This window comes from Thermus neutrinimicus (genome assembly GCF_022760955.1).
In the GTDB taxonomy this organism is placed as follows: domain Bacteria; phylum Deinococcota; class Deinococci; order Deinococcales; family Thermaceae; genus Thermus; species Thermus neutrinimicus.
Window position 1 is genome coordinate 24,169 of the sequence record NZ_JAKTNU010000010.1, and the last position, 26,852, is coordinate 51,020.

At 66.0% G+C, this 26,852-nt stretch carries 21 protein-coding genes; 5 read left to right on the forward strand and 16 right to left on the reverse strand.

Going from position 1 to position 26,852, the window contains the following annotated elements; all coding sequences use genetic code 11:
• Positions 1-29: 29 nt before the first annotated feature.
• From rpoC to L0C59_RS07305, 10 genes are all read right to left on the reverse strand, one after another.
• On the reverse strand, positions 30-4,607 hold the full coding sequence (rpoC, locus tag L0C59_RS07260; RefSeq protein WP_243090693.1) for a DNA-directed RNA polymerase subunit beta': 4,578 nt from the start codon (positions 4,605-4,607) through the stop codon (positions 30-32).
• A 41-nt stretch (positions 4,608-4,648) separates the two neighbouring features.
• Complete coding sequence (gene rpoB, locus L0C59_RS07265; protein ID WP_243090694.1) at positions 4,649-8,008, reverse strand: DNA-directed RNA polymerase subunit beta; 3,360 nt, start codon at positions 8,006-8,008, stop codon at positions 4,649-4,651.
• A 186-nt stretch (positions 8,009-8,194) separates the two neighbouring features.
• Positions 8,195-8,857, reverse strand: a complete 663-nt coding sequence (locus L0C59_RS07270; RefSeq protein ID WP_243090695.1) for an RNA-binding protein — start codon at positions 8,855-8,857, stop codon at positions 8,195-8,197.
• A 325-nt stretch (positions 8,858-9,182) separates the two neighbouring features.
• Positions 9,183-9,614 (reverse strand): 3-hydroxyacyl-ACP dehydratase FabZ, encoded by a 432-nt coding sequence (fabZ, locus tag L0C59_RS07275; protein WP_243090696.1) that lies wholly within the window; start codon positions 9,612-9,614, stop codon positions 9,183-9,185.
• 3 nt (positions 9,615-9,617) lie between these two features.
• Positions 9,618-10,649 carry a rod shape-determining protein gene (mreB, locus tag L0C59_RS07280; protein WP_243090697.1) on the reverse strand — a complete coding sequence of 344 codons (1,032 nt, stop codon included), beginning with the start codon at positions 10,647-10,649 and terminating at the stop codon, positions 9,618-9,620.
• A 17-nt stretch (positions 10,650-10,666) separates the two neighbouring features.
• Positions 10,667-12,391: a ribonuclease Y gene (gene rny, locus L0C59_RS07285; protein WP_243090732.1), complete on the reverse strand. Its 1,725-nt coding sequence runs from the start codon at positions 12,389-12,391 to the stop codon at positions 10,667-10,669.
• 6 nt (positions 12,392-12,397) lie between these two features.
• Positions 12,398-13,420: a recombinase RecA gene (recA, locus tag L0C59_RS07290; RefSeq protein WP_279232595.1), complete on the reverse strand. Its 1,023-nt coding sequence runs from the start codon at positions 13,418-13,420 to the stop codon at positions 12,398-12,400.
• Complete coding sequence (thpR, locus tag L0C59_RS07295; protein ID WP_243090699.1) at positions 13,371-13,964, reverse strand: RNA 2',3'-cyclic phosphodiesterase; 594 nt, start codon at positions 13,962-13,964, stop codon at positions 13,371-13,373. Before thpR ends, recA begins: the two co-directional genes overlap by 50 nt.
• The gene (locus L0C59_RS07300) at positions 13,961-15,145 is read right to left on the reverse strand and encodes a CinA family nicotinamide mononucleotide deamidase-related protein (RefSeq protein WP_243090700.1); all 1,185 of its coding nucleotides are present in this window, start codon (positions 15,143-15,145) and stop codon (positions 13,961-13,963) included. The genes thpR and L0C59_RS07300 overlap by 4 nt, the downstream gene beginning before the upstream one ends.
• Positions 15,118-15,897, reverse strand: coding sequence for a YgfZ family protein (locus tag L0C59_RS07305; protein WP_243090701.1), 780 nt, complete (start codon positions 15,895-15,897; stop codon positions 15,118-15,120). The genes L0C59_RS07300 and L0C59_RS07305 overlap by 28 nt, the downstream gene beginning before the upstream one ends.
• 38 nt (positions 15,898-15,935) lie before the next feature.
• Between L0C59_RS07305 and L0C59_RS07310 the strand changes: the two genes are divergently transcribed.
• From L0C59_RS07310 to L0C59_RS07320, 3 genes are all read left to right on the forward strand, one after another.
• Positions 15,936-16,985: an MFS transporter gene (locus L0C59_RS07310; RefSeq protein ID WP_243090702.1), complete on the forward strand. Its 1,050-nt coding sequence runs from the start codon at positions 15,936-15,938 to the stop codon at positions 16,983-16,985.
• On the forward strand, positions 16,978-17,601 hold the full coding sequence (locus tag L0C59_RS07315; RefSeq protein WP_243090703.1) for an HAD family hydrolase: 624 nt from the start codon (positions 16,978-16,980) through the stop codon (positions 17,599-17,601). Before L0C59_RS07310 ends, L0C59_RS07315 begins: the two co-directional genes overlap by 8 nt.
• 141 nt (positions 17,602-17,742) lie before the next feature.
• Positions 17,743-18,831 (forward strand): Ig-like domain-containing protein, encoded by a 1,089-nt coding sequence (locus L0C59_RS07320; protein WP_243090704.1) that lies wholly within the window; start codon positions 17,743-17,745, stop codon positions 18,829-18,831.
• A 43-nt stretch (positions 18,832-18,874) separates the two neighbouring features.
• On the opposite strand, the gene L0C59_RS07325 is transcribed toward L0C59_RS07320, so the two are convergent.
• Together L0C59_RS07325 and L0C59_RS07330 are read right to left on the reverse strand one after the other, a co-directional pair.
• A complete protein-coding gene (locus L0C59_RS07325) occupies positions 18,875-19,954 on the reverse strand; it encodes an enolase C-terminal domain-like protein (RefSeq protein ID WP_243090705.1) in 1,080 nt (359 codons plus the stop codon).
• A 9-nt stretch (positions 19,955-19,963) separates the two neighbouring features.
• Positions 19,964-20,680, reverse strand: coding sequence for an AAA family ATPase (locus L0C59_RS07330; protein WP_243090706.1), 717 nt, complete (start codon positions 20,678-20,680; stop codon positions 19,964-19,966).
• Between the two features lie 70 nt (positions 20,681-20,750).
• Here L0C59_RS07330 and L0C59_RS07335 point away from each other — a divergent pair, with 70 nt between their 5' ends.
• Positions 20,751-21,242: a bioflim formation protein gene (locus tag L0C59_RS07335; protein ID WP_243090707.1), complete on the forward strand. Its 492-nt coding sequence runs from the start codon at positions 20,751-20,753 to the stop codon at positions 21,240-21,242.
• 3 nt (positions 21,243-21,245) lie between these two features.
• Entirely contained in the window at positions 21,246-22,082 is an 837-nt protein-coding gene (locus tag L0C59_RS07340) for a carbohydrate ABC transporter permease (protein ID WP_243090708.1), read from the forward strand.
• On the opposite strand, the gene mltG is transcribed toward L0C59_RS07340, so the two are convergent.
• The 4 genes from mltG to alaS are packed head-to-tail and all read right to left on the reverse strand — an operon-like array spanning position 22,067 to position 26,831.
• Positions 22,067-23,080, reverse strand: coding sequence for an endolytic transglycosylase MltG (gene mltG / locus L0C59_RS07345; RefSeq protein WP_243090709.1), 1,014 nt, complete (start codon positions 23,078-23,080; stop codon positions 22,067-22,069). The two genes, L0C59_RS07340 and mltG, sit on opposite strands and share 16 nt — an antisense overlap.
• Positions 23,064-23,471 carry a Holliday junction resolvase RuvX gene (ruvX, locus tag L0C59_RS07350; RefSeq protein WP_243090710.1) on the reverse strand — a complete coding sequence of 136 codons (408 nt, stop codon included), beginning with the start codon at positions 23,469-23,471 and terminating at the stop codon, positions 23,064-23,066. The genes mltG and ruvX overlap by 17 nt, the downstream gene beginning before the upstream one ends.
• Positions 23,452-24,135 carry a hypothetical protein gene (locus L0C59_RS07355; RefSeq protein ID WP_243090733.1) on the reverse strand — a complete coding sequence of 228 codons (684 nt, stop codon included), beginning with the start codon at positions 24,133-24,135 and terminating at the stop codon, positions 23,452-23,454. Before L0C59_RS07355 ends, ruvX begins: the two co-directional genes overlap by 20 nt.
• Before the next feature lie 47 nt (positions 24,136-24,182).
• Positions 24,183-26,831, reverse strand: coding sequence for an alanine--tRNA ligase (gene alaS / locus L0C59_RS07360; protein WP_243090711.1), 2,649 nt, complete (start codon positions 26,829-26,831; stop codon positions 24,183-24,185).
• Between the last annotated feature and the right edge of the window lie 21 nt (positions 26,832-26,852).

Here is a 26,852-nt window from a genome sequence, read left to right on the forward strand (position 1 = left end):
CACCCCGGCAGGGCCAGGGTGGGGTGCCCTTAGGCCTGCTTCCCAGGCTGTTCGCGACGGCCAGGGCGGCGAAGGGCAGGCTCCTTCTCCTTGGCCTCCACCGCCTCCTTCCTGGCCTCCTCGATGGCCTTGAGGGTCCTTTTGTCCACCACCTGGGTAAAGCGCACGAAGTCGTTCCCGGTACCCGCAGGGATCAGGCGGCCCAGGATGACGTTTTCCTTGAGACCGATGAGCTCGTCCTTCTTGCCGGCGATGGCCGCCTCGGTGAGCACATGGGTGGTGTTCTGGAAGCTGGCGGCGGAAAGCCAGCTCTTGGTGGAAAGGGCGCTCTTGGTAACCCCCATGAGGAGGGGCTTCCAGGCCACCGGGGTCTTGCCCTCGGCGATGAGCCGCTCGTTCAGGGCCTCCACGTCCCACTTCTCCAGGACCTGGCCCTCCAGCAGGCGGCTATCCCCGGGGTCGGTGACCTCCACGTACTTGAGCATCTGCCGCACCACGATCTCGATGTGCTTGTCGTGGAGCTTCACCCCCTGGGCCCGGTAGACCTTCTGGATCTCGTCCACCAGGTAGCGCTCCACCGCCTCAGGACCCTTAGCCTCCAGAAGCTGATGGGGATCCACGGCCCCGCGGGTCAAGGGCTGGCCTGCCTCCACATAATCCCCGTCCTTCACCAGCAAGCGGGCATCCTTGGGAAGCTTGTATTCCTTGGAGAAGCCCTCGGACTCCACGAAGACGGAAAGCTTCTCCTCGGTCTCCTCGATGCGCACCACCCCGTCGATCTCGGAGATGACCGCCTTGGCCTTGGGCCTGCGGGCCTCAAAGAGCTCGATGACCCGGGGCAGACCCTGGGTGATGTCGGTGCCCACCGCCACGCCGCCCGTGTGGAAGGTGCGCATGGTGAGCTGGGTGCCGGGCTCGCCGATGGACTCCGCCGCCACCACCCCCACCGCCTCCCCGATGGACACGGGCCTGGCCATGGAGAGGTCGTAGCCGTAGCACTTCTGGCACACCCCGTAGCGGGTCTGGCAGGTGAGGGGGCTGCGCACGGGCACCTCCTTGATCTCCCCGGCCTCCGCCGCCTTGATGAGGAGCCCCACGTCCTCGAGGGTCAGGTAACGCCCCTCCTCCAAGCGTTGGCCCAGGACCTCCACCTCCCGGGCCAGAACGCGGCCATAGAGGCCAGACTCAATGTCCGAGCGCTTCCTTAAGCGCAGGGTGCGGGTCACCTCGTCGGGCTGGAAGAGGGGGACGGAGATGAAGTTGGTGGTGCCGCAGTCCGCCTCCCGCACCACGATCTCGTGGGCCACGTCCACCAGCTTCCGGGTGAGGTAGCCCGAGTCCGCGGTCCTGAGGGCGGTGTCCGCCCCACCCTTCCGGGCCCCGTGGCTGGAGATGAAGTACTCCAGCACGGTGAGGCCTTCCCGGAAGGAGGAGCGCACCGGCACCTCAAAGGTCTCCCCCGAGGGCTTTTGCATGAGGCCCCGCATGCCGCAAAGCTGGCGGATCTGCTGGGGGTTACCCCGGGCCCCCGACTGGGCCATCACGTAGAGGGGGTTGAAGGGGTAGTTCTCCTCAAAGTTCCTAAACACCGCCTGGGTGACCTTCTCCGTGGTCTCGGTCCAGAGCTGGATCACCTGGTCATAGCGCTCCCGGTCGGTGAGGAAGCCCATCTCGTAAGCCTGCTCGATCTGCCGCAGCTTCTTATCCGCTTCCTCCAAGAACTTTTGCTTCTCCGGGGGGATCACGGCATCGTCGATGCCGATGGTGATCCCGCTGGTGGTGGACAGGGTGAAGCCGTAGTACTTGAGGGCGTCCAGGAGCCTTGCGGTCTTCTCAATCCCCAGGCGCAGGAAGGACTGGTAGACCAGGTCCTTGAGGGAGTTCTTCTCCTGGGGCACGTCCATCTGGAGGAGCTCCTGGGCCACCTTCTCGTCCCCCACCGCCTCGCCCACGATGCGGGCGAAGAGAACCCGGCCCGGGCTGGTCTCCAGGCGCTTCCCCAGGTAGCGCACCGTCACCACGTCCTGCAGGTCCAGAAGGCCGTGGGCCACCGCCAGAAGGGCCTCATCTGGGCTTGCGAACACGAACTTCAGCCGGCCCACGCTGGTCTCCTTGCCCGCCACCTTGATGGGGGCGTTCAAGGCCACCTCGCCCCGCTCATAGGCGGCCAAGGCCTCCTCCACCGTGGCGAACTCCCGGCCGGCCCCCTTCTTCTCCCGGCGCACCTGGGTGATGTAGTAAAGCCCCAGGATGATGTCCCGGCTGGGCTTGGCCAAGGGTTCCCCGGAGGCGGGGGAGAGGAGGTTGTGGGCGGAGAGCATCTGGATGCGGGCCTCCGCCTGGGCGAAGGAGGAAAGGGGCACGTGCACCGCCATCTGGTCCCCGTCGAAATCGGCGTTGAAGGCCTCGCAGACCAGGGGGTGGAGCTGGATGGACTGGCCCTCCACCAAAACCGGCTGGAAGGCCTGGATGCCCAGGCGGTGGAGGGTGGGGGCGCGGTTTAGGAGGACCACCTTGCCGTGGATCACCTCCTCGAGGGCATCCCACACCTCGTCCTTGATGTCCCGCTGGCGCTCCAGCATCCTGCGGGCCGCTTTCACGTTGGGGGCAATGCCCTTTTCCTCCATCTTCTTGAGGAGGAAGGGCTTGAAGAGCTCCAGGGCCATGCGCTTGGGCAGGCCGCACTGGTGGAGCTTGAGCTGGGGCCCCACCACGATCACGCTCCGCCCCGAGTAGTCCACCCGCTTGCCCAAGAGGTTCTGGCGGAAGCGGCCCTGCTTGCCGGAGAGGATGTCGGTGAGGCTCCTAAGGGGCCGTTCGGAGCCCGGGTTGGTGACGGGGGAGCCGCGGCGGCCGTTGTCGATGACCGCATCCACCGCCTCTTGGAGCATGCGCTTCTCGTTGCGGATGATGATCTCCGGGGCCCCCTGGGCCAGGAGCTTCTTCAGGCGGTTGTTGCGGTTGATGAGGCGGCGGTAGAGGTCGTTGAGGTCGCTGGTGGCGAAGCGGCCCCCGTCCACCTGCACCATGGGGCGCAGGTCAGGGGGAAGCACGGGCACCGCCTCGAGGATCATCCACTCCGGCCGGTTGCCGGAGTCCAGGAAGGCCCGGACCACCTCGAGGCGCTTCCTGGCCTTGGCCCGCCGGGCCCGGGAGGGGTGTTTCATCTCCTCCAGAAGCTCAGCCTCCAGCTTCTCCAGGTCCAGCTCCTTCAAAAGGGCCTGGATGGCCTCGGCCCCCATGCGGGCGTCGATGTCGTAGGACTCCACCACCCGCACCGCGTTCCGGACCAGGTCCACCTCCACCCGGCCGTAGATCTCGCTCTTGACCCTACCCCCGTCGGCCAGGGCATCCCCCGGGGCCACCCGGTCCCCGGTGGTCACCTCCACGTCCTCCTCAAAGGGGTAGAGCCGGGCCTTCATCACCACGATGCTGGCGGGCTCGTGCAGGTGGACGATGCCCTCGGCCTCGGCGATCACCTCCTCCTCGGGGTCGATGGCCGCCACCACCTTCTCCCCCGCCTGGACGTGGGCGCCTTCCGGCACCACCACGTTCATATGGGGGGCCACCGCGTAGTCCTTGGGCTCCGTCCATTCCAGGAAGAAGGTGAGGTAGACGGTATCCCCCTCCTCCTCCGCCTCCACCTCCTTGGCGCTCATGTGCCGGGGCATGCGCAAAAGGCCCCGCCCCTCCGCCAGGGGCTGGCCCCTTTCCACCACCTCCCCCTGGACCACCAAGGGGGTAAGCCCCACGGGCAGGAAGTAGCGGGCCACGGGTTCGTCGTCCTTAAGCAGGCTGAGGAGGTGGCCCTCCTCGAGCTCTCTAAGCTCCACCACCCCTTCCTCCTCCGCCCGGAAGAGGTAGGGCTCGGGGAGTTCCGCCAGGACCTCTCCCGGCCTATAGCCCTCCCGCTCCACCCAGGCGGAAAGGGGAAGGCGGAGGCCCGCCCGCTCCTTGCGCAGGTAATCGATCCGCACCCGCCGGGGGAAGCGGTAAAGGGCCACCCCATCCATGCGGCTCACCACCCCAGGGAAAAGCTCCTGCCCCTTCACCACCTCCTCGCCGTCCTTGACCAGGGCATCCACCCCCTGGGGCAAGGGATAGGTTTCCTGCTTGCCAAAGCGAAGCTCCCGGTACTCCTCGTCCGTGAGGAGCTGGCGCTTCCCTACCGGCACGCCATCCAGCACCGCCCCCTTGGGGTCCAGGACGATGTACTTGCTGAAGTAGAGGACCTGCTCCAGCTCGGTGGCCGAGAGGTCCAGGAGGGTGCCGATCTTGGAGGGCACATCCTTCACGAACCAGATGTGGGCCGCCGGGGTGGCCAGCTCGATGTGCCCCATGCGGTAGCGGCGCACGATGCTCTTGGTGACCTCCACCCCGCAGCGCTCGCACACCTTCCCCTCAAAGCGCTGGCGCTTGTACTTGCCGCAGGCGCACTCGTAGTCCTTGGTGGGGCCGAAGATGCGCTCGTCAAAAAGCCCATCCCGCTCGGGCTTCAGGGTGCGGTAGTTGATGGTTTCCGGCTTCTCCACCTCCCCGTAGCTCCAGGAGCGGATCTTTTCCGGAGAGGCCAGGGCGATGCGGACCTTGCGAACTTCCTTTTTCATTCCTCCTCCACTCAATGGCAATCCCGCCCTTTTGGCGCGGCTTACCGCTTGGATGCCAGGCCCTCAAAGATGTCCACGGGGTTATCCCGCTCGTCCAGGGTCTGCACATCCAAGGCCAAGGCCTGAAGCTCCTTTACCAGCACCCGGAAGGACTCGGGCACGCTGGGCTCGGGCACGTCCTCTCCCTTGATGATGGCCTCGTAGGCGGCGTTCCGGCCCTCGATGTCGTCGGACTTCAGGGTAAGCATCTCCTGCAGGGTGTGGGCGGCCCCGTAGGCCTCGAGGGCCCACACCTCCATCTCCCCGAAGCGCTGGCCGCCGAACTGGGCCTTACCGCCCAAGGGCTGTTGGGTGATGAGGGAGTAGGGGCCGGTGGAGCGGGCGTGCATCTTGTCCTCCACCATGTGGTAGAGCTTCATGATGAACATCTGCCCCACCACGATGGGCCCCTCGATGGGCTCGCCGGAGCGGCCGTCGTAGAGAACCACCTTGCCCTGCATGAAAAGCTCCCTAAGCTGCTCCTCCGGGCTCTTGCCGGGGCTCACCAGGCCCAGCTTCTCCGCCCGGGCCAGGACCTCCAGCTCCCTCTTGTCCACCCCGAAGCCCTCCTCCTTCCGCTTGCCGAAGTAAAGGTCAAAGGCCTCGGCCAAAAGGGCCTTGATCTCGGGCTCCGTGGCCCCGTCAAAAACGGGGGAGATGTAGCGCTGGCCAAGGAAGAAGCCCGCCAGGCCCAAGTGGGTTTCCAGGATCTGACCCAGGTTCATACGGCTGGGCACGCCCAAGGGGTTCAGGATGATGTCCACGGGGGTGCCGTCCGGCAGGTGGGGCATGTCCTCCACGGGGAGGATCTTGGCCACCACCCCCTTGTTCCCGTGGCGGTTGGCCAGCTTGTCCCCCACCTGGAGCTTGCGCTTTTGCGCCACGTAAACCCGCACCACCTCCCGCACCCCAGGCTTCAGCTCCACCCCGGGGTCCCCACGGCGCAGGCGCAGGGTGCCCACCACGATCCCCCCCTCCCCCGGGGGAACCCTCAAGGAGGTGTCCTTCACATCCCGGGCCTTATCCCCGAAGATGGAGCGCAGAAGCCTCTCCTCCGGGGAGGGTTCCTGCTCCCCCTTGAAACTGGTGCGGCCCACCAGGATATCCCCGGGCTTCACCTCGGCCCCGATGCGCACCACCCCTTCCTCGTCCAGGTCCCTTAAGGCCGCCTCGGAGAGGTGAGGGATGTCCCGGGTGATCCGCTCCGGGCCCAGCTTGGTGTCCCGGGCCTCGATCTCGTAGCGCTCGATGTGGATGGAGGTGTAGAAGTCCCGCTTTAGAAGTTCCTCGCTGATGACGATGGCGTCCTCAAAGTTGTAGCCGTCAAAGGGCATGATGGCCACCAGGACGTTCTGCCCCAGGGCCAGGAAGCCCTCCTCGGAGGCCGGGCCGTCCGCCAGGAGGTCCCCCCTCTTCACCCTCTGGCCCACGGTCACCCGGGGGCGCTGGTCCAGGGCGGTACCCTGGTTGGAACGCACAAAGCGGCGCAAGGGGTACTCCACCAGGCGGCCATCCTCGTAGCGCACGGCGATGCGGCGGCCATCCACCGCCACCACCTCCCCGTCCTCCTCGGCATAGACCGCGGCCAGGGAGTCCCGCACCACCCGCTCCTCGAGGCCCGTCATCACCACCGGGGCCTGGGCCCGGATGAGGGGCACCGCCTGGGTCTGCATGTTGGAACCCATGAGGGCCCGGTTGGCGTCGTCGTGCTCCAAGAAGGGGATGAGGTTGGTGTTCACGGAGAAGACCTGTTTGGGGCTCACGTCCATGAACTCCACCTCCTCCGGGCCCACGATCACCGGCTCGCCCCGGCGCCGGGCCACCACCCGGTCGGTGGCGATGCGGTTCCCCTCGAGGGGGGTGTTGGCCTGGGCAATGGTGTACCGGTCCTCCTCGGTGGCGGTCATGTAGACCACCTCGTCGGTGACCACCCCATCCCTCACCCGGCGGTAGGGGGTGCGGATGAAGCCCAAGTGATCCACCCGGGCATAGGCGGCCAGGGAGGTGATGAGGCCGATGTTGGCGCCTTCCGGGGTCTCCACCGGGCAGATGCGGCCATAGTGGGTGCGGTGCACGTCCCGCACGTCAAACCCCGCCCGCTCCCGGGTGAGGCCCCCAGGGCCCAAGGCGGAGATGCGCCTTTTGTGGCGCAGGGAGGAAAGGGGGTTGGTCTCGTCCTTGAACTGGGAAAGCTGGCTACGGCTGAAGAACTCCCGGATGGCCGCCTCGAGGGGACGGTTGTTCACCAGCTTGGCCGGCGTGAGGGTATCGGCGGAGCCCATCACCATCCTCTCCCGCACCCCCCGGGCCAGGCGGCTTAGGCCCACCCGGAACTGGTCGGCCATGAGCTCCCCCACGGTGCGGATGCGGCGGTTGCCCAGGTGGTCGATGTCGTCCACCTCGTGCCCGGAAACCCCGGCCATGAGGGCGAAGAGGTAGCGCAGGGTGGGCAGGAAGATCTCGTCCTTAAACTCCCCGTCCTCAAAGCGCGCCAGGGTGCGGCCGGAAAGGCGCACCCCCACCTTTTCCTCCGCCTTGTACCGCCCCGCCTCCCCCAGGTCGTACCGCCTCGGGTCAGCCAAAAGGCCAAAGAGGTAGGCCAAGGCCTTGTCCTTCTTGGGAGGGTCGCCGGGCCGGAGCAGGGTGAAGAGGCGCACCAGGGCCTCCTCCGGGCGCATGGCCAGCACCGCCTCATCCAGAAGGCCCCCCAAAAGCTCCCCATAGGCCCCAAGCTCCCGGTTCAGGGTTTCGGCGTCGTAGCCCAGGACCCTGAGGAGAAGGATCAGAGGGAACTTGCGCTTGTTGACCTTCATGGAGACGGTGCCGTTTTGCTCCACCTCCAGGTCAATCCAAGGCCCCCGCTTGGGCAAGGGGATAATGCTGGCCACGTAACGCCCGGGCCGGGCGGGGTCCGGGGTGAAGTAGACCCCCGGGGAGCGGTGGATCTGGGAAACGATCACCCGGTCGGCCCCGTTGATGATGAAGGAGCCGTCCTCGGTCATGAGGGGGATGTGGCCCAGGAAGACCTCGTCCTCCTTGATGAGGCCCGTGTCCTTGTGGATGAGCTGGAGGCGGGCATAGAGGGGAGCCTGGTAGGTCAGGTCCTTCTCCCGGCACTCGTCCTGGGAAAAGGGAGGCTCCCCGATGCGGTACTCCAGGAAGTCCAGGACCATGCCGCCCTTGCCCTTGTCCCCCTCCTCCACGGGGAAGGTCTCCTTGAAGGCCGCCTGGATGCCCACGTCCTCCCGCTTATCCGGGGGAACATCGGCCTGAAGGGCCCTTTTGTAGGACTCCACCTGGATTTCCGTTAAAGGGGGAAGGGGTATAACCTCTCGGATGCGACCGAACCGCTTAATCTCCATGCGTCACCTCAAGGATGGAAAGCGGGCCGCCCGAGGTAAGCTAACAGGGTTCTTCCGCGGGACCGTGTGCCCCGCGGCGGCTGGCTCTTACCGTGCTCCCTTGGCCCGACCAAAGAGCACAAACCTTAGCTTATAGGGTAGTCCCTTAAGCCGTCAAGCCTACCCGACACCCCTCTCGTTTTGCCCCTACCGTTCCACCTCCACCTTGATTTTATAGTTTCCCCGCCGGGTTTCGCCAAGCACCTCCAAAAGCCTCAGGCTTCCCAAGCCCTCCGCCAAAAGGGTGTCCCCGGGGGCCATCTCCTCCTTGGGGGAGGCCACCTTGCCCCTAAGCCGCACCTTCCCCGCCTTCACCCCCTGGACGAAGTAGTTGCGGGAGACCCCAAAGCCCTTGGCCCCCACGGCATCCACCCGCAAAGAGGGCACCACCAGGGTCCGCACCCGTTCGCTGGTGGCCCTTAAGGCCCCTTCCGGGGGTGGGGAAAGGGTGTAGCCCGCCTCCTCCAAGGCCCTCCTCCCCTTGGCGGACACCGCCACCAGGTAACCCTCCCCAAAGGCCCCGGCCAGTCCCGGAGGGACCACCTTGCAGTCCCCCATGGCCTCCCCCAAGTCCGGGGGTTCCTTTTCTAGGAAGACCACCTCCACCGGGTCGTGGACGGAGGGGACCTCCGGGGGATACAGCACCGCAAGCCTCCTCTCCGCCAAGGGGAACCCCCCGAAAAAGGCCACCTTAAGCCCCTCCTCCCGGGCCTTCTCCTGCAAAAGGGCCTGCTCCTCCGGGCCCAGGAAGCCGGTTTCCACCACCCGTCCCCCCCGGGCCCATTTCAAATAGGCCATAAGGTCCCCCACAAGGGAAGATCATACCCTAGGGCAAGGAAAAGGCTGGGGAAAGCCACCTCCCTCTCGGGGGACGAGCTGGCCCCCTTGGACATCCACCCTCTCAGCTCCTGGGCCCTGGGGTTTTTGACCCCGGCACGCCACCCGGAACTAGCCGTCCCTGGGGTCAAAGCCCCATCCGACGGAAGTCCCTTTGCCTTGGGCTAAGCCTTCCCCTTGCCTGGGGGTTAGACCTAAGCCTCGCTTCTCTTCCCCCACAAGCCCAGGTGGCCACCCTTGGCCAACCCCTTTACCTAAAGAGCCTCGAGGCGGACCACTTCCCGAAGCTCAGCGCCCCCTACTCCGCACCCTCCCGGACCACGAAGCTTAAACGGGCGCTGGCCCTTTCTTCCCCCTCCACCAAGGCCCTAACCGCCACCTTGCCCAGGCCCCGGCGGAAGAGGAGAAGCTCCCCCTCCAGGATCAGGGTATCCCCTGGCACCACGGGCTTTTTGAAGCGGGCCTCCTCCACCCCCACGAGAAAGACCAAGCCCCCGGGCTTGAAACCCGGCTGCCGGGCGATGGCGCCCACCGCGGCCTGGGCCATGGCCTCGAGGATCAGCACCCCCGGCATGATGGGGTAGCCGGGAAAATGCCCCTGGAAGTGGGGTTCGTTAAAGGTGACGTTCTTCAGGGCCCGGAAGGTTTTCTCGTCGGCGTGGAGCACCCGGTCGATGAGCAAAAAGGGGTAGCGGTGGGGAAGGAGGGAAAGGATCTCCCCGATCTCCACGGCTCACCTCTTCAGGACATCGTCCGAAGAAAGGATGGTGTCCTCCAGCACGTGAAGCATCTCCAAGGCCTTACCCGTGCCCAAGGCCACCGCCTCAATGGGGTTTTCCGCCACCACCACGGGCACCCCCGTGGCCTCCTGCAGGGCCACGTCCAGGTTCTTGAGGAGGGCCCCGCCCCCGGTGAGAAGAATCCCCCTCTCGTAAATGTCCGAGGCCAGCTCCGGGGGCGTGGTCTCCAAGACGGTCTTAACCCCCTGGAAGATCTTGTCCAAAGGCTCCCTCAGGGCCTCGGCCACGTCCTCGGCAGGGATCTCCGCGGTGCGGGGAAGGCCGGTGATGAGGTCCCGGCCCCGCACCTCGGCCACTTCCTTCTCCTCCCCGGGAAGGACCTTGGCCCGGCCCAGCTGGATCTTGAGCTCCTCGGCGGTGCGCTCCCCGATGAGGAGGTTGTACTTTTGCCGCACGTAGCGGATGATGGCCTGGTCCATCTCGTTTCCGGCAATCCTCAGGCTTTCCGAGCGCACGATCCCCCCCAGGGAGATGACGGCGATGTCCGTGGAGCCTCCCCCGATGTCCACCACCATGCTGCCCGTGGGCTCGGCCACGTTGATCCCCGCCCCGATGGCCGCCGCCAGGGGTTCCTCAATGAGGTAGACCTTGTGGGCCATGGCGGAGACCGCCTGCACCACCGCCCGCCGCTCCACGTCCGTGACCCCGGAGGGCACCCCCACCATGACCCGGGGTCGGAAGAAGCGGCTCATGGGGGAGAGCACCTTTTGCAGGAAGAGGAGGAGCATGCGCTCCGTTAAGGCGTAGTCGGCGATAACCCCATCCTTTAGGGGCCGCACCGCCACGATGTTCCCCGGGGTGCGCCCCAGCATGCGGTAGGCCTCGGCCCCCACCGCCTTCACCTCCCGCTTCCCCTGCACCACCGCGATCACGGAGGGCTCGCGCAAGACGATCCCCTTGCCCCGCACGTAAATGAGAACACTGGCCGTTCCCAGGTCAATCCCGATGTCCTCGCCCCTCAGCATAATCGCCCCATTCTAGCCTATTTAGCGTACTCCACCGCCCGGGTCTCCCGCACCACGGTCACCTGCACCTGGCCCGGATAGTTCATCTCCCGCTCGATGCGGCCTGCGATCTCCCGGGCCAGGAGGGTGGCCTTGGCGTCGGTGATCTTGTCGGGCTTGACGATGACCCTCACCTCCCGCCCCGCCTGCACGGCAAAGGCGGTTTCTACCCCAGGGAAGGAAAGGGCGATGCGCTCCAGGGCCTCGAGGCGCTGCAAATATTCCTCCAGGCTCTCCCGTCTGGCCCCGGGCCGGGCGGCGGAAAGGGCGTCGGCGGCGGCCACCAAAACCGCATACACGGTCTCCGCATTCTCGGGGTCGTGGTGGTGGGCGATGCCGTCGATGACCTCCAGAGGCTCCCCGAAGCGGCGGGCCAGGGCGATGCCGATCTCCACGTGGCTTCCCTCCATCTCCCGGTCCACGCTCTTGCCGATGTCGTGAAGGAGCCCCGCCCGCCGGGCCAAGGCGGCATCCAGGCCCAGCTCCGCGGCCATGATCCCAGCGAGGTGGGCCACCTGCACCGAGTGCTTGAGGACGTTCTGGCCGTAGCTGGAGCGGAAGTGGAGCCGGCCAAGAAGCTGGATGAGGCCGGGCTTTAGCCCCACCACCCCCGCTTCCAGGGCCGCCTCCTCGCCCCGCTCGTAGATGAAGGTCTTCATCTCCTGCTTGGCCTTCTCCACCACCTCCTCGATCCGGCTTGGGTGGATGCGCCCATCCTTAAGGAGCTCCTCCAGGGCCATGCGGGCGATCTCCCGGCGGATGGGGTTGAAGGAGGAGAGCAAGACGGCCTCCGGGGTGTCGTCGATGATGAGGTCCACCCCCGTCAAGGCCTCAAAGGTGCGGATGTTCCGCCCCTCCCGCCCGATGATCCGGCCCTTCATGGCATCGGAGGGGATGGGCACCACGGAGACCGCCAGCTGGGCGGCGGTTTCCGAGGCCTGGCGCTGCATGGCCTGGGCCAGGATCTTCTGGGCCTCCTTGCGGGCCTCGAGGCGCACCCTTTCCAAGGCCGCCCGCACCCTCTGGGCCTTCTCCTCCTCCAGCTCCCGGTCCAGCCTCTCCAGGATGAGGCGCCGGGCCTCCTCCGGGGAGAGGCCCGCCACCTCGTAAAGCCTCCGTTCCACCTCGCGCTCCCTCTCCTGCAGAAGGGCCTCCTGGGCTTTAAGGGCCTCCTCCCGCTTGGAAAGGACCTCCTCCAGGGCATCCAGCTTGAGGGCCCGGGCGTCCAAGGCCTCGCCCCTCTTGGAGAGCCTTTCCGCCTCCCGCCGGAGTTCCTCCCGCTCCCCCTTGAGCCGCTCCCTTTCCGCCTTAAGCTCCTCCTGCAAGGCCCTAAGCCTCTCCCGCTCGGCCTTAAGCTCCTCCCGCTCGCCCCTTAGGCGCTCCTCCGCCTCCTGCAAGCGCCTTTTGGCCTCGGCCTCCAGGGCCTCCGAGCGGCGCTTAAGCTCCGCCTCCAGTTCCTGCCGCAAGGCCTTAGCCCGCTCCTCGGCCTCCTGGCGCAGGGTCCTGGCCTCGGCCCGGGCGGCCTCCAGGATCTCCTTGGCCTCTTTCCGGGCCGCCTCGAGGGCCTCCCTGGCCTCCCCCCTGGCGGCCTCGAGGAGCCTTTTAGCCTCCTCCCCCGTGCGGTCCTCCCCCTTGCGCCTAAGAAACAGGGCCCCCAAGAGGAGCAGGACCAGGAGGAGAAGCCCCAGGTCCAAAAGGTTCAGGGTCATCTACTCCTCCCCTTCCTCGCTCCCCGCGAGCACCACCTCGTGGGCCCTCTCCAGCACCTTGGCCCGGATCTCCTCCAGAAGCTCGGGCCGCTCCCGGAGGTAGTCCGCCGCCTTCTCCTTCCCCTGGCCCAGGCGGACCTCCCCGTAGGAGAACCAGCTTCCCGCCTTCTCGATGACGTTGGCCGCCACGGCCACGTTCACCAGGTCCATGACCGGGTCAAGGCCCCTGCCGAAGTAGATCTCCAGCTCCGCCTCGCGGAAGGGTGGGGCCAGCTTGTTCTTCACCACCTTCACCTTGACCCGGATCCCCACCGCCTCGTTCCCCACCTTGATGGGCTGGCCACTTTTGCGCACGTCCAGGCGCACGCTGGAGTAGAACTTAAGCGCCCGGCCCCCAGGCGTGGTCTCGGGGTTGCCGTACATCACCCCCACCTTCTCCCGCACCTGGTTGATGAAGATGGCGGCGGTGTTGCTCTTGGACAGAACCGCGGTGAGCTTGCGCAGGGCCTGGCTCATGAGCCTGGCCTGCAGGCCCACGTGCTGGTCCCCCATCTCCCCCTCGATCTCCGCCTTGGGCACCAGGGCGGCCACCGAGTCCACCACGATGACATCCACCGCCCCCGAGCGGGCCAGAAGCTCCACGATCTCCAGGGCCTGCTCCCCGGTGTCGGGCTGGGAAACCAGGAGGTCCTCCACCTTGACCCCCAGTTTCTGGGCGTAAAGGGGGTCCAGGGCGTGCTCCGCATCCACAAAGGCCGCCACACCCCCCTGCTTCTGGGCCTGGGCGATGATGGTGAGGGCCAAGGTGGTCTTCCCCCCGGACTCAGGGCCGTAGATCTCGATAACCCTTCCCCGGGGAATGCCCCCGATCCCCAGGGCCAGGTCCAGGCCCAAGGAGCCCGTGGGGATCACATCCACCTGGAGCTTGGGCATCTCCCCCAGGCGCATGACCGCACCCTTGCCGAACTCCTTCTCAATGGTCTTGAGGGCGTTTTCCAGCGCTTTCCTCTTGTTCTCGTCCATGGTCACCTCGCAAAGGAAACTTTTCCAAAATGGTATAGACGGGCCCCTTGGGCTTAAGCTCCGAGCGCACCAGGGCGAACTCCGTCACCGGCCACTCCACGCCGAAGACCACCGGGGGCACCCGGGGAGCAGGGGCCTTGCGCCGGGCTAGGGTGATGTGGGGCTTAAAGGGCTTATCCCCCCCTGCCCAAAGCGCCTCCTCTCCCAGGAGTTCCCGCACCCCTTCCCGAAGGCCTTCCGCCAAGGGCACAAACCCCTCCCCTTCCACCTTGGCGAACCAGACCCTCGGGGTGCCCTCGTTGGGAAAGTAACCCGTGCCCCGGATGCGGGCGGTGAAGGGAGGATGGAGCCGACCCAGCCGGTGGCCCAGGGCCAAAAGATCCGGCAGGTCCCCCTCTGGCCTTTCCCCCAGGAAAAGAAGGGTAAGGTGGAGCTGGTGGGGCACCACCTCCTTCCACCCCTTGTAGCGGGCCACCCGCTCTTGTGCCTCCACCAAGGCCCGCTTCACCTCTTCCGGAAGAAAGATCGCGTAGAAGAGCCTCATGTTAGGAGCAAGGCCAAGGCGGCATAGACGCTTCGGAGCCGCACCACCTCGCGGTCCCCGGGGAAGCGGTAGCGGCGCACCTCCGCCCCCTTAGGCCCCGCCAGGGCCACAAAGACCGTGCCCACGGGTTCGCCCTCCAAAGGGTCCGGTCCCGCCACCCCCGTGGTGGAAAGGGCATAGGTGGAACCGAAAAGCGCCCGGGCAGCCTCCGCCATGGCCTTGGCCGTCTCGGCGGAGACCGTCTTGGCGAGGAGTTCCTCAGGCACACCGAAGCGGGCCTTGGCCCCTACGGAATAGGATACCACGCCCCCCAGGTAGAAGCGGCTCGCCCCCGGCACCCGGGTGATCTCCGCCCCCAGAAGCCCCCCGGTAAGGCTTTCCATGGTGGCAAGGGTGGCCCCCTCCAGCTCCAGGCGACGCTTCACCGCCTCGGCCAGGGTGAGCTCCCCCTCGCCCCAGATCTCCTTCAAAAGCCGCTTCCTGATCCTTTCCGTAAGGTCGGCCACCAGATCCTCCCGGCCCCTCACCACCACCTCCACCCCCTGGAGCTTGGGGTAGGTGCCCACCTCCACCTCCGCCTCCCGCTTGAAAAGCTCCCCAAGCCTTTCCACGATCTCTGACTCCCCGATGCCCCAGGTCTTCAGGACCCGCTTGGCGTAGGGACGGCGGGGGAGGTTAAGCTTGGGCAACACCTCCTCCCACATGGGCCTCCACTCGGGCGGGGGCCCAGGCAGGAGGATCAGGTCCTTCCCCTCCTTCCGCACCCACCAGCCGGGGGCGGTGCCCCTGGGGTTTTTAAGCCAGGTGGCCGAGGGGATCTTCAAGGCCTGCTTGCGGTTGGCCTCGGGCATGGCCCGGCCCCGGGCCCGGAAGAGGGCCTCGATCTCTGAAAGCATCCCCTCGTCCAGCTCCAAGGGCTCCCCCAAGGCCTCGGCCACCGCCTCCCGGGTCACATCGTCGGGGGTGGGGCCCAGGCCCCCGGAGAGCACCAAAAGCCTCGCCCTTTCCCAGGCCTGGCCCACCTCCCGGGCCAGGGGGAGGGGTTCGTCCACCACCCTAAGGGTCCTTTCCACCTTGAGGGCGTAGCCCTCGAGGCTCCTGGCGATCTCCGCCGTGTTGGTGTCCAGGGTCTCCCCGTAGATGAGCTCCGTGCCTACCCCGATGATCTCCGCCCGCTCCATGCCGCCTCCTCAAAGGGCAAAGGCTCCACAAGGAAGCGCCCCCCGCCCCCCTCCACCGCCTCCCCCAGGGGCACCTCCTTGCGCACCACCGCAAGGCCCAAAACCCCAAAGGGCGTCTCCATCACCCGCTTGGCCTCCCCCACCTTGCGCCCCTCCAGCAGGAGGGCAAAGGGGGCTTCTTGGGAGGGGGAAAGCCCCCTTAGGCCCACCAGGCGATGGTGCACCTCCTTACCCTCGAGGCGGGCCATGATCTCCTGGCCCAGATAACACCCCTTGCCGGGGTCCACCAGGGGGAGAAGCCCCACGCTCTGGGGAAGCTCCCCGCGGATGTCGGAAAGGAGCGGGAGGCCTTTAAGCAGGGCATAAAGGGGGTAAACCCCAGCGGGATGGGCTCCCTCCCCGCTTTCCGCCACCTCCTCCCGCCCATGGGCATGGAGGCGCCGGTAAAGGGGAAGCTCCAGAAGCTCCACCCGGTCAAAGACGAGGTAACGCTTAAGCCTTGCCCTTAGCCCCTCCAAGCTACCCCAGGGAGCCAGAAGAAAGCCCTCGGGGTGAGGAAACACCGTGGCCGCCTCCTCTATCTGCCCCCGGTGGTTGAGGAAGAGGGCCCCCATGGGCCCGGAAAGCCGCCTCAGGTCCCGGGTGCACTGGCCCTGGAGAAAGGAAAGGGCGTCGGGCCCCCGCACCAGCAAAAGGCCAGGAAAGGCAAAGTACCCCTCGCCCGCCAAAGCCTTTTCCAAGGCCTCCTCCATGCTTCCCATTATTGACCAAAGGGTCAGATAGGGGGAGAATGGCGAACGTGCGCCTCTTCTGGGGCTCCTTCCTGGCGCTTTTCCTGGTGGGCGTGATCGTGGCCCTGCCCGGGGCAGCCCTGCCCCTCTGGCGGGGGCGTTACGGGGTGGGAGAAGAGGTTTCCTGGTTCTTCACCGCCCTCCTCCTGGGCCTTCTCCTGGGGGTGCGCCTGGCCCAGGGGGAGAAACGCCACCCCCTCTTCCCCGCCGCCATGGGGCTTGTGGGCCTGGCCCTCTTGGGGGTGGCCCTGGCCCCCTCCTTCCCCTCGGTGGTGGCCCTGGCCTTCCTCCTGGGGCTTGGGGAAGGGGTGATGAACGTCCACGGCAACAGCCTGGTGGGAGAGCTTTACCCCAGGAAACGCGTGGAGCTCCTGAACCGGGTGAACGTGGCCTTCGGCCTGGGAGCGGTCTTCACCCCCTTTGCCCTCACCCTTTTGCCCTATGGCGCCGTGCTGTTTCTGGCGGGCCTCCTGGCCTGGATGGGGGCCCTTCTCCTCTGGGGGGCCCCTCGGGTAACCCAGGTGCCCCAGGAGGGAGGACGGGGGCTTTGGCCCTTCCTCCTGACCGTGGCGGTCTACACGGGCCTGGAAGGAGCCTTAGCCGCCTGGAACCGGGTCTATTTGGAGCACCTGGGCCATCCCACCGCCCTGGGAGGGGTGCTCCTTTCCCTGTACTGGCTCTTTTTGGCCCTGGGCCGACTTTTCCTGGCCAGGCGGGTGGCAGGGAGTCCCCTGGTGGCCCTAAAGGGCCTACTCCTTGGGGTCCTCATCCTCCTTATCCTCAACCTCCTCCCTCCCACCGCCCTCCTCTTCCCCCTGGTGGGCTTCCTCCTGGGCCCCCTCTTCTCCACCCTGTTTGCCCTGGTGCAGGCCCGCTTCGGCCACCGGGCCCTGGGGGGCCTGCTCTATGCGGGGGCCACGGGAAGCACCCTGATCCCCGCCCTGTTCGCCCTCTTGCCCACAGAAGGTATTCCTTATGGGCTTCTCCTCCTGGCCTCAACCCTTTTCCTGCTAATCTCCGGTCTTGAGCGGAGGACGGCCCATGCTTAAAGCCTTGCTCTTCGACCTTGATGGCACCTTGGCGGACACCGACCCCCTGCACCTTCTGGCCTGGCGGGAGGCCTTAGCACCCTTTGGCATCCAGGTGGACCAGGCCTTCTACCACAAGCGCATCTCTGGCCGGCTCAACCCGGATATCGTCAAGGACCTGTTGGGGCTGGAGGGGGAGGAAGCCCAAAGCCTCATAAGGGCCAAGGAGGCCCGCTTTCGGGAACTGGCCCAGGACCTAAGGCCCATGCCGGGTTTCCTTGAGCTTTTGGAGGAAGCCCAAGCCAGGGGCCTCACCTGGGGGGTGGTGACCAATGCCCCCAAGGAAAACGCCTGGCACGTGCTGGGGGCCCTGGGGTTAAACCCACCCCTGCTCGTCCTGGCGGAGGAGGTGGGCCGGGGGAAACCCGACCCCTTGCCCTACCGGGTGGCCCTGAAGCGCCTTGGCCTCCTTCCCCATGAGGCCCTGGCCTTTGAGGACTCCCCTTCTGGGGTGAAGAGCGCCGTGGGAGCGGGGATACCCACCTACGCCCTGCTCACGGGGCACGAGGGGGAGGTTCTTGTGCAAGCTGGGGCTCAGAAACTTATTGAAACTTTCCTAGATCTGTCTCTGCCATAGCACACTTCCATTATCCGGAAAATTGCCCAACCATAGCACTCTATGCCCCAGCACCCCCCCTACTGGTGCAGATAAATCTTGCCAAGCCAAGGAGGTCTGTAGTATGGCTGCTGGGTGATAGCCCAAGGAGGTGTATGGCCTATGCGGAAAAGTCTGGCACTTATGGTCGCCGGCGCCCTGGCGCTTGTCTTGGGTGCGTGTAGCACCCAAACCACGGGCGGGGACACGGGCAAGTCCACAGTTTCGGTTTCGGTGGCTTTCCCGCAGCGGCAAGCGACGGGAAATGGATTGACACCCCAAGGAGTGCCCTGGAGTGCCGAAGAAGCCGATGTGAAGGTCTATGACAGCCAAGGGGCGCTGGTAGATTCCGCCACTCTTACCAGGCAAAACCCCACAGCGATTTTTATCCTGCAGAACGGCGACTACGACTTTGAGGTTTCCGTTTGGAACTACGGGCGCCAAAACGAAGTCGCTTGGGGCCGTGAAACCCACACCATTTCGGGAAACACCAGCCTTCTCCTTAAGCCCAAGGCCATCCTGGGAGAGGCCTGGCTATCCTATAACGACAACGGCATAATCTCGCCTGGGGAAGAGCTGAACCTGCGGCTATGGGTGATAGAACCCGGCCAGTCTGTGGGGTCTTCCGATGGTTCTTTCCCCTTAGACGACTACACCGTCAACTACCAGGTTGGCACCTGCACACAACCTGACTGCTCCGACTTTGCGCCCAGCACCGACGCCACCATTGAGGCCCAAAGCAAAACTGGGGTACGCATCAAAGCAGGCCAAGTACAGCAGGACACGACCCTCTACGTCAAAGCCACGGTCTCGGGCCTCGGCAGCAACCACCAACCCACCACCCTGGTCCGCTACAGCCCACCTATCCGGATAGTGGTGTCCGGTAGCGGCGTGGGCGTTGGGTTGGATTTTAATCCACCTAGGATTTCACTTGCCCCTCCTTCTCCCTCCTATGGAGCCACTGTGCCCGTCGGGCAACCTGTCACCTTCTCTGGCTCTGCTAGCGATGGCGAAACCATGGTTACGGACCTCAAGGTGTATGTGAACTCCGCGGAAATACCGGTCACCATCACGCCAAGCCTCCCTGCACAATGGGTCAGCTTCAACTTCAGCTTCACCCCCTCCAGCCCCGGCCGCTACGACATCGACATCGTGGCCTTTGACGGCGCTGGGAACTCTTACCGCTACTACACCTCCGTGCAAGCCCAATAATCCCGGCCAGCTAAGCGGTCTGGGTCCGCCCCAGACCGCCCGTTTACTCTAGGGCATACCGCCGAAAGGCCTCCTCCTCAAACCGGGCCTCCACCAGGTCCTCCCAGTAAAGCCACCCCTGGCGGAAGGCGGGGAAGTCCAGGAACCCCCCTTCCGCCTTCAGGTGGAAGGCCAGCTCGTTGGGCTCGGTAACCCCCTGCTGGAAGGCCAGAAGCGCCGACTGGTAGGCCCCAAAGGAGCTTTGCGCCTGGCTTCCCACCATGGCCCTTTTGCCCTTTTCCCGGGCCAAGGCCAGCATCTCCAGGGTCCAGGTGACCCCGGTGCGGGCGGGCTTCAGGTTCAGGATGTCAAAGGTGTCCAGAAGAAGCTCCCGGCGGAGGTCCTTAGGGGTCATGGCGGAGTCATCGGCGATGAGGGGAAGGATTCCCTTCTCCCTCAGCTTCCTCCTGGCCTCCACCTCCTCTATGGGCAAAGGTTCTTCCACGTAGAGGAGGCCCATCTCCTTCCAGGCGAGAAGGTAGCGCTCCGCCTCCTGGGGAGAAAGGGTTTCGTTGGCGTCGGCGTAAAGGTCGGCGTCGGGGAAGGCCTCCTTGAGGCGGGCGATCTTCCGCCCATCCCCCTCCAGGTCCCGGCCCACCTTCACCTTGAAGACCCGCACCCCCGCCTCGTAGGCCATGCGGGCATCGGAGAGCATCTCCTCCTCCGAGGCCATGCCCAGGATGTAGGAGACCCGCACCCGGTGCTTGGCCGGCCTTAGGACCTGGTAAAGCTCCTCCCCCTCGCTCCTGGCCCAGGCCTCCCAAAGGGCCAGGTCTAGGGCCCCCTTGAGGCCCAGGTTGCAGGGAAAGGCCTCCAAGGCTGCACGGATGGCCTCCTGGTCGTCCGCCTCGAGGCCCAAGAGCCGGGGCCTCAAGTAGGCAAGCCCCCCCTGCACGCTTCCCAAGGTTTCCCCATAGATGGTGGGGCGGATGGCCACCTCCGCTTGGCCCAGGGAACCGTCACTCAACTCCACCCGCAAAAGGGCATGCTCCAGGGCCACCATCTCCGAGGCCTTGCCCCAGCGCAAAGGCGCCCTTAAGGGGATGCGGAAGGGAATCAGCCTAAGGTCGCGGATGGTCGCCATGAGGCCATTTTAGAGGCCAAGACGCTTGAGGAAGCCCCTAACCGCCCCCACCTCCTCCTCAAGGGATAGCCTTTCCGTGTCCAGGATGAGGGCCCGGGGGTGGCCCTGAAGGAGGCGCAAGGGGCCTAAGGGATCGTAGTTCCGCTTCTCCTCGGCCACGATCTTGAGCTTGGCCAAGACCTCCTCCCATGGAGCCAAGGCCAGGGCCTCCTCCAGCTCCTCCGGGGAAAGCACCCCTTCCGCCCACGCCCTTAGCTCCGCCATCTCCTCGGGGCTTAGCCTCACCCGGTCAAAGGCGTCTTGGCGGGAAAGGAGGCGCTTAAGCCGGGTGGCCTCCCGGGCGTGGAGCACCACGAAGAGGGCCTTGGGAAGGTGCTCCAAGGCATAGGCCACCTCCGCCTCCCCCCGAAGTCCGTCAAAAAGCAGGGGGACAAGGGGCTCCACAAACCCCCGGGCCAGGACCTCCGCCACCCCTCCCGGGAACTCCTCCCGGAAACGGCGGGTCAGGCGGAAGCGCTCCTCCCGGGGGATGGGCGGGGTTACGCCGTAACGGGGGAGGACGTAGAGGTCCACCAGCTCCCTCCGGTCAGGAAGCCGGGGAAAGCCCAGGGCCTCCACCAGGGTGCTCTTCCCCACCCCGGTGAGGCCCACCAGGATGAGGAGGGGCTGGTCCTTTAGGGGGGCTAGGCCGGGGCGGGCCTCGAGGGAGAAGACCATCGATGTCATGAAGGAATTGTACGGCTTCTAGAGGGCGAAGCCCAGAAAGGGAGCGCCCGCCTGTTAAGATAGGGGAGATATGAAGCGTATTACCGCCCTTCTCCTCTTGGCCCTCGGCCTCTCCCTGGCCCAGGCCCCCGCCTACCCGGAAAACACCCTGGGCCTGGGGTACGCCCCGGACAAGGGCGTCTACCTGCAAGGAAGCGCCCTTTTGCCCTTTAGCCCCTTGGGGATCGACACGGGGCTGGACCTCCAGGTCCTCCTCGCGCAAAACCCCGAGGCCTTCGCCCTTTTTAAGGCCAACCTCTTCCCCGGCTTGGTCCTGGCGGACCTCTACACCTCGGTGGGCCTGGGCCTGGACCTCCGCTACCCCTTTGGGGTACACCTGGGGCCGGTGGTGAGCCTCGAGGTGCCGGGGGGTGCCCTCTCCGCCCATGGGAGCCTGGGCTACCAAGGGGGCTTTCACCTGGCCTGGGGGGCGGGGTTTAGGCTCTATCTGGAACCCCTGGCCCTGGAGGTTTCCACCTCTGACCGGTATCCCTTCCTGCTAAGCCTCCTTTATCTTTGGTAACCCGTGCGGCGCCTTCCCCTTGTCCTCTTCTCCCTTCCTTCCCTCCTCACCCTGGGGGTCTTCATCCTCTACCCCTTTTTGGATGTGATCCGCTTTTCCACCTGGGACTGGTCGGGGCTTTCCGAGCCCAAGCCGGTGGGGCTCAAAAACTACCGGGATCTTTTCCAAGACCCCGCCTTCTGGGGAAGCCTCTGGGTGACCCTTAAGTTCATGCTCCTGGCCCTGCCCCTTTTCGTGGGCCTTTCCATCGCCCTGGCGGTGGCCTTGGAGGGGGCCCCTTACGAGCGCTTTGCCAAAAGCCTTCTTTTCCTGCCCGGGCTGGTTACCCTGGGCGGGGCCACCCTAAGCTGGTACACCCTCTTCACCCCCGAGTACGGGGCCCTGGCCCAGTTCCTGCCCATCCCCCCTTGGGACCGGGAGGGGTTTTGGGCCTTGGCCATGGTGGTCCTCTTCACCCTGTGGCGACACCTGGGGTATGGCGTCCTGGTGGCCTCGGCCCGGCTTAAGGCCATCCCCAAGTCCCTTCTGGAAGCTGCCTACGTGGACGGGGCCGGGCCCTTGGAGGCCTTCCGCCACGTGGTCCTGCCCCTCATGCGCCCCGCGGTGGCCTTTTTGGTGGTGGTGGGCACCATCCTCTCCTTGCAGTCCTACTCGGCGGTCTTCCTCCTCACCCGCGGGGGGCCCTACGGGGCCACCCGGGTCCTGGGCTACTACCTTTACGAGTCGGGGTTTGAAAACTTCCGGCTGGGGTACGCCGCCGCGGTCACCGTGGTCATCCTCCTCCTCACCCTTCTTTTCGCCTACGCCCAGCTAAGGCTTTTGCGTCACGGGGAGGAATAACGGTGTAGGCGGAGGTCCTCCAGGTGGGCCTCAAAGGTGGTGTTGAGGAAAAGCTCCCCCTTGGCATGGAAAAAGTAAAGGTAAGGGCGCCCCTTGGGGTCGGTTCGCACGGGATTGAGCACGGCAAGGAGGGCCTCCCGCCCCGGGTTGCCTATGGGCCCCGGGGGAAGCCCCGCATAGCGGTAGGTGTTGTAGGGGGAGTCGTGGGCGAAATCCCCCGCCTTCCGGGAAAGCTCGGGAAGCCTTTTCCCCAGGGCATAGGCCACGGTGGGGTCCGCCTGCAGGGGCATGCCCTTTTCCAGCCGGTTCAGGAAAACCCCGGCGATCTTGGGCATCTCCTCAGGCCTCCCCGCCTCCGCCTGGACGATGGAGGCCAGGGTAACCCAAGCGTGCACGGAAAGCCCCCTCTCCGCCAAAAGGCGCCTCACCAGGGGGGTGAGCTCGGCCTCAAAGCGGCGGAGAAGGGCCCGCACCACCTCCTCGGGGGTGACCAGGAGGTCAAAGGTGTAGGTGGCGGGGAAGAGGTAGCCCTCCAGGGTCCTGCCCTCCACGTAGGGGGGGCGCAAGGCGCCGGGTTCCTGGACAATCCTTAGAAAACCCTCCCCATCCAGGCCTGCCCGGGAGAGCCTTTTGGCATAGTCCACCGCCCTTTCCCCCTCCGGGAAGGTGAGGGTGACCGTGAGGGGCTTCTCCCCTCCCGTGAGGGCCCGGGCCAAGCGGAAGGCCCCTTCCCCCTTGAGGCGGTAGACGCCGGGGACCAGCCTCTTGGCCCGGCCGGAGAAGCGGAGGTAAGCGGAAAAGAGATACCCGGAGCGCAAAAGCCCTGCCTCCTCCAGGATCCTGGCCACCTCCTGTCCCTTGGCCCCGCGGGGAATGCGCACCGTGGCCTCCTTCCCCGTGGGACCCAAAAGCCAGAGGGCGTAGAAGAGGAGAAGGGCGAAGGTGACGAAAAGGACCACCACCCCCCGCCACAGCCAGCGCCTAGAGCCTTCCCGCAAGATAGCCCTCCAAAAGGACCACCGCGCTCATCTCGTCCAACCGGCCCTTCTCCCGGCGAACCCGCTTGGGGGCGTGTTTCAGGCACCTGGATGCCGCCTGGGTGGTGTAGCGCTCGTCATATAGCTCCACCTCCACGCCCTTAGCCCTCAAGGCCTCCACCAGGGGAAGGACCCGCTTGGCCTGGGCACTTTCCTTGAGATCGGTGCGCAGGGGAAGGCCCACCACCAGCTTCCCCAATCCCTCCCGGCGCACGAAGTCCAGGAGGGCGGCCACGTCCTCCTCCAGGCTTTTCCGGACCAGATAGCCCCGGCCGAAGGCAAAGGGGCTTCCCTCCTCCCCCACCGCCAGGCCGATCCTGGCCTGCCCCACGTCAAGCGCGCCGAGACGCATACTGCACGCTGCGATCCGCCAAAACCACCCCCAGGTAAAGGAGGGCCACGCCAAAAGCCCTTCCCGCCTCCTCGAGGCCCACCACCCCAAAGCGGTTCAAGGTGCTGGTGGAGGCCAACACCATGGCCGCCAGGAAGATGAGGCCCGTGCCTTGGGCCCTTAGGGGATTCCTCCGCCAAAAGAGGAGGGTGGTGTAGAGGGCCACCCCTGCCATTAGCACCGTGCCCAGGAGGTTAAAGGGAATGGTCCAAAGCCTGGGCGAGGTGAGGCTGGGCTCGGGGAAGGCCTGGCCCAAAGGAGCATGGGGGAAGGGGAGCCGGGAAAAGTCCAAAGGTGCCGAGGCCACCAGGAAAAGCCCGTAGAGGATGAAGGGTAAAAGCACCCAAAGAAGCCCCCGGGCTAACTTGGGGTTCAGAAGGGCCAGGCTTCCCAAGCCCAAGAAGGTCACCCCGTGCATGGCCCCGGCGAGGTACCAAAGCCGGTAGAGGAAGGGGTTCCAGGCACCCAGGAGCTTGGCCAAAAGCTCGGCGGAAACCGCCAGGGCAAAGAGGAAAAGGCCCAGGGAGTAGAGGGCGTTATGCAGGGAAGGGCGCCCTTGATACCGCCTAAACGTGAGGCCGAAAAGGGCCCAGGATAGGGCCACCGCCACCAGGCTCAGGGACATGGCCATGGGCTCATTGTACCGGGGAAGGGTGCCCCCTGCCAGACGCCTTAGGAAAGAAGCTCAGGAAGGACCTCCCGCACCCTCTCCGGCGAGAGGCCCGCCCCCTGGGCCAAGGACCCCTTGCCACCCCCCCGGCCCCCTGCCCGTTCGGTGAGGGCCCGGAAGAGGGTCCCCGCCTCGAGGCCCCTTTCCTGGGCCCTAGGGGAAAGCTTCAGCACCGCCTGCCCCCCGCTCAGGACCAGGGCCACATCCGCCCCCTTGGCCACCAGGTCGTCCGCCGCCTGGCGCAAGGCGGCCACATCCACCCCGGAAAGCTCCAGCACCCCGTAGCGCAGGCCTCCCTTCTCCGGGAGGGCGATCTCCTTCCTAAGCTCCGCCTGCACCAGGCGCGCCTTAAGGCTTTCCACCTCCTTCTCCTTGGCCTTAAGCTCCTGCAGGAGCCTTTCCAGCCGCTCCTCCAGGTTAGCCTCACCCACGGAAAGCCTCTCGGCCAAAGCCCTCATGCGGTTCAAGGCCCCGCGGGCGAAGCGCACCGCCCACTCCCCGGCCACCGCCTCCAGGCGCCTCACCCCGGCGGAGACCGCCTCCTCCCTCTGGATGAGGAAGGCCCCGATCTCCCCCGTGCGCCGCACGTGGGTGCCCCCGCAAAGCTCCTTGGACTCCACCCCGGGCAGGGGGCTTCCCTCCACCCGCACCACCCGCACCACCTCCCCGTACTTCTCCCCGAAAAGGGCCATGGCCCCCTCCCGCTTGGCCTCCTCCAAGGGCAGGTAACGCCAGCTGACGGGGAAGTCCGCCAGGATCCAGCGGTTCACCAATAGCTCGATGCGCTCAAGCTCCTCCTGGGTGAGGGGCTCGGGGTGGGTGAAGTCAAAGCGCAGGCGATCCGGGGCCACCAGGCTCCCTGCCTGGCGCACATGGGGGCCCAGGACCGCCCTAAGGGCAGCGTGGAGGAGGTGGGTGGCGGTGTGGTGGCGCTCCGTGTCCCGACGGGCGGGGTCCACCACCGCCCGCACCCGCTCCCCCACCCGCAAGGTACCCTCCTCCACCCTGGCCCGGTGCAGGAAGATCCCCTTCTCCGTCTTGAGGGTGGTCTCCACCCTGGCCCGGCCCGAGGGCCACTCCAGGTGGCCAAAGTCCCCGATCTGGCCACCCCCTTCCGCATAGAAGGGGGTCCGGTCCAAGACCACCTGGACCTCGGTGCCGGGACCTACCTCCTCTAGGCTTTGATCCCCGGCCAGAAGGGCCAAGACGGTGCCCTCCGCCTCGAGGGTCCCGTAGCCCAAAAACTCCGTGGCCCCCCGTTCCGCATAGAGCTCCTCCAACACCTGGGCGCTTTTCTTGAAGATCTCCCGCTCAAAGGCCATGGCCGCCCGGGAACGCTCCTGCTGCTCCTCCATGGCCCTTTTGAAGCCCTCGGTGTCCACGCCGAAACCCCTTTCCGCAGCGATCTCCACCGTGAGGTCCAGGGGGAAACCGTATGTGTCGTAGAGGCGGAAGGCCTCCGCTCCCGAAAGCACCTCCCCGGGCTTAAGGCCCGAAAGCAGGGTGTCCAGCCGCCTCAAGCCCCCTTCCAGGGTTTCCAGGAAGCGCTCCTCCTCGAGGCGGACCTGCTTCTCCACCGCGGGAAGGTTCTCCCGCATCTCCGGGTAGAAGTCCCCAAGAAGCTCCGCCACCACCGGGGCCAGGCGGTGGAGGAAGGGTTCCTTTAGGCCCAAAAGGTAACCGTGGCGAAGGGCCCGGCGAAGCAACCTGCGGATCACGTAGCCCCGGCCGGTGTTGGAGAAGGTCACCCCATCGGCCAAGGCCGCCACCACCGCCCGGACGTGGTCGGCGATCACCCGGTGGCTCACCGAGGCCTTCCCCTCGTAGGGCTTTCCGCTCCACAGGGCCACCCGCTCGATGATGGGGTAGAAGGTGTCCGTGCGGTAGAAGTCCTCCACATCCTGCAGGATGGCCGCCACCCGGTACAGGCCCATGCCGGTGTCGATGTTCTTCTGGGGCAGGGGCTTGAGGATTCCGGGGCCGGGGATGGGGCCCTGGCGGTCGTATTGGGTGAAGACCAGGTTCCAGATCTCCACGAAGCGGTCGCCGCTTCCCGTGTTGGGGCCGGTTTCGTCGGGGGTGCCGAAGGCCGGGCCCCGGTCGTAGAAGATCTCCGAGCAGGGGCCAGAAGGCCCATTGGGCCCGTGGGTGATGGCCCCTCCCGGCCAGTAGTTCTCGTCCTCCCCAAAGCGGCCGATCCTCTCCTCGGGGACCCCCACCAGGTCCCGCCAGATGGCGTAGGCCTCGTCGTCGTCCTCGTAGACCGTGACCCAAAGCCGATCGGGATCCAGTCCCAACCACTTGGGGTCGGTGAGGAACTCCCAGGCCCAGAGGATGGCCTCCTTCTTGAAGTAGTCCCCGAAGGAGAAGTTGCCCAGCATCTCAAAGAAGGTGTTGTGCCGGCCCGTGCGCCCCACGTTTTCGATGTCCCCCACCCTGAGGCACTTCTGACAAGTGGTGATCCGTCGCCACTCCTTGCCCCCGAAGATGGGCTTGGCCCCCAGGAAGTAGGGCTTTAGGGGGGCCATGCCCGCGGAGGTGAAGAGCAAGGAGGGGTCGTTCTCAGGGATGAGGCTGAAGGAGGGGAGGCGCAGGTGCCCCTTTCCCTCGAAAAAGGAGAGGTACTTTTCCCGGATCTCCGCCGTGCGCATGCCTTTGATTATAGGCTGTAA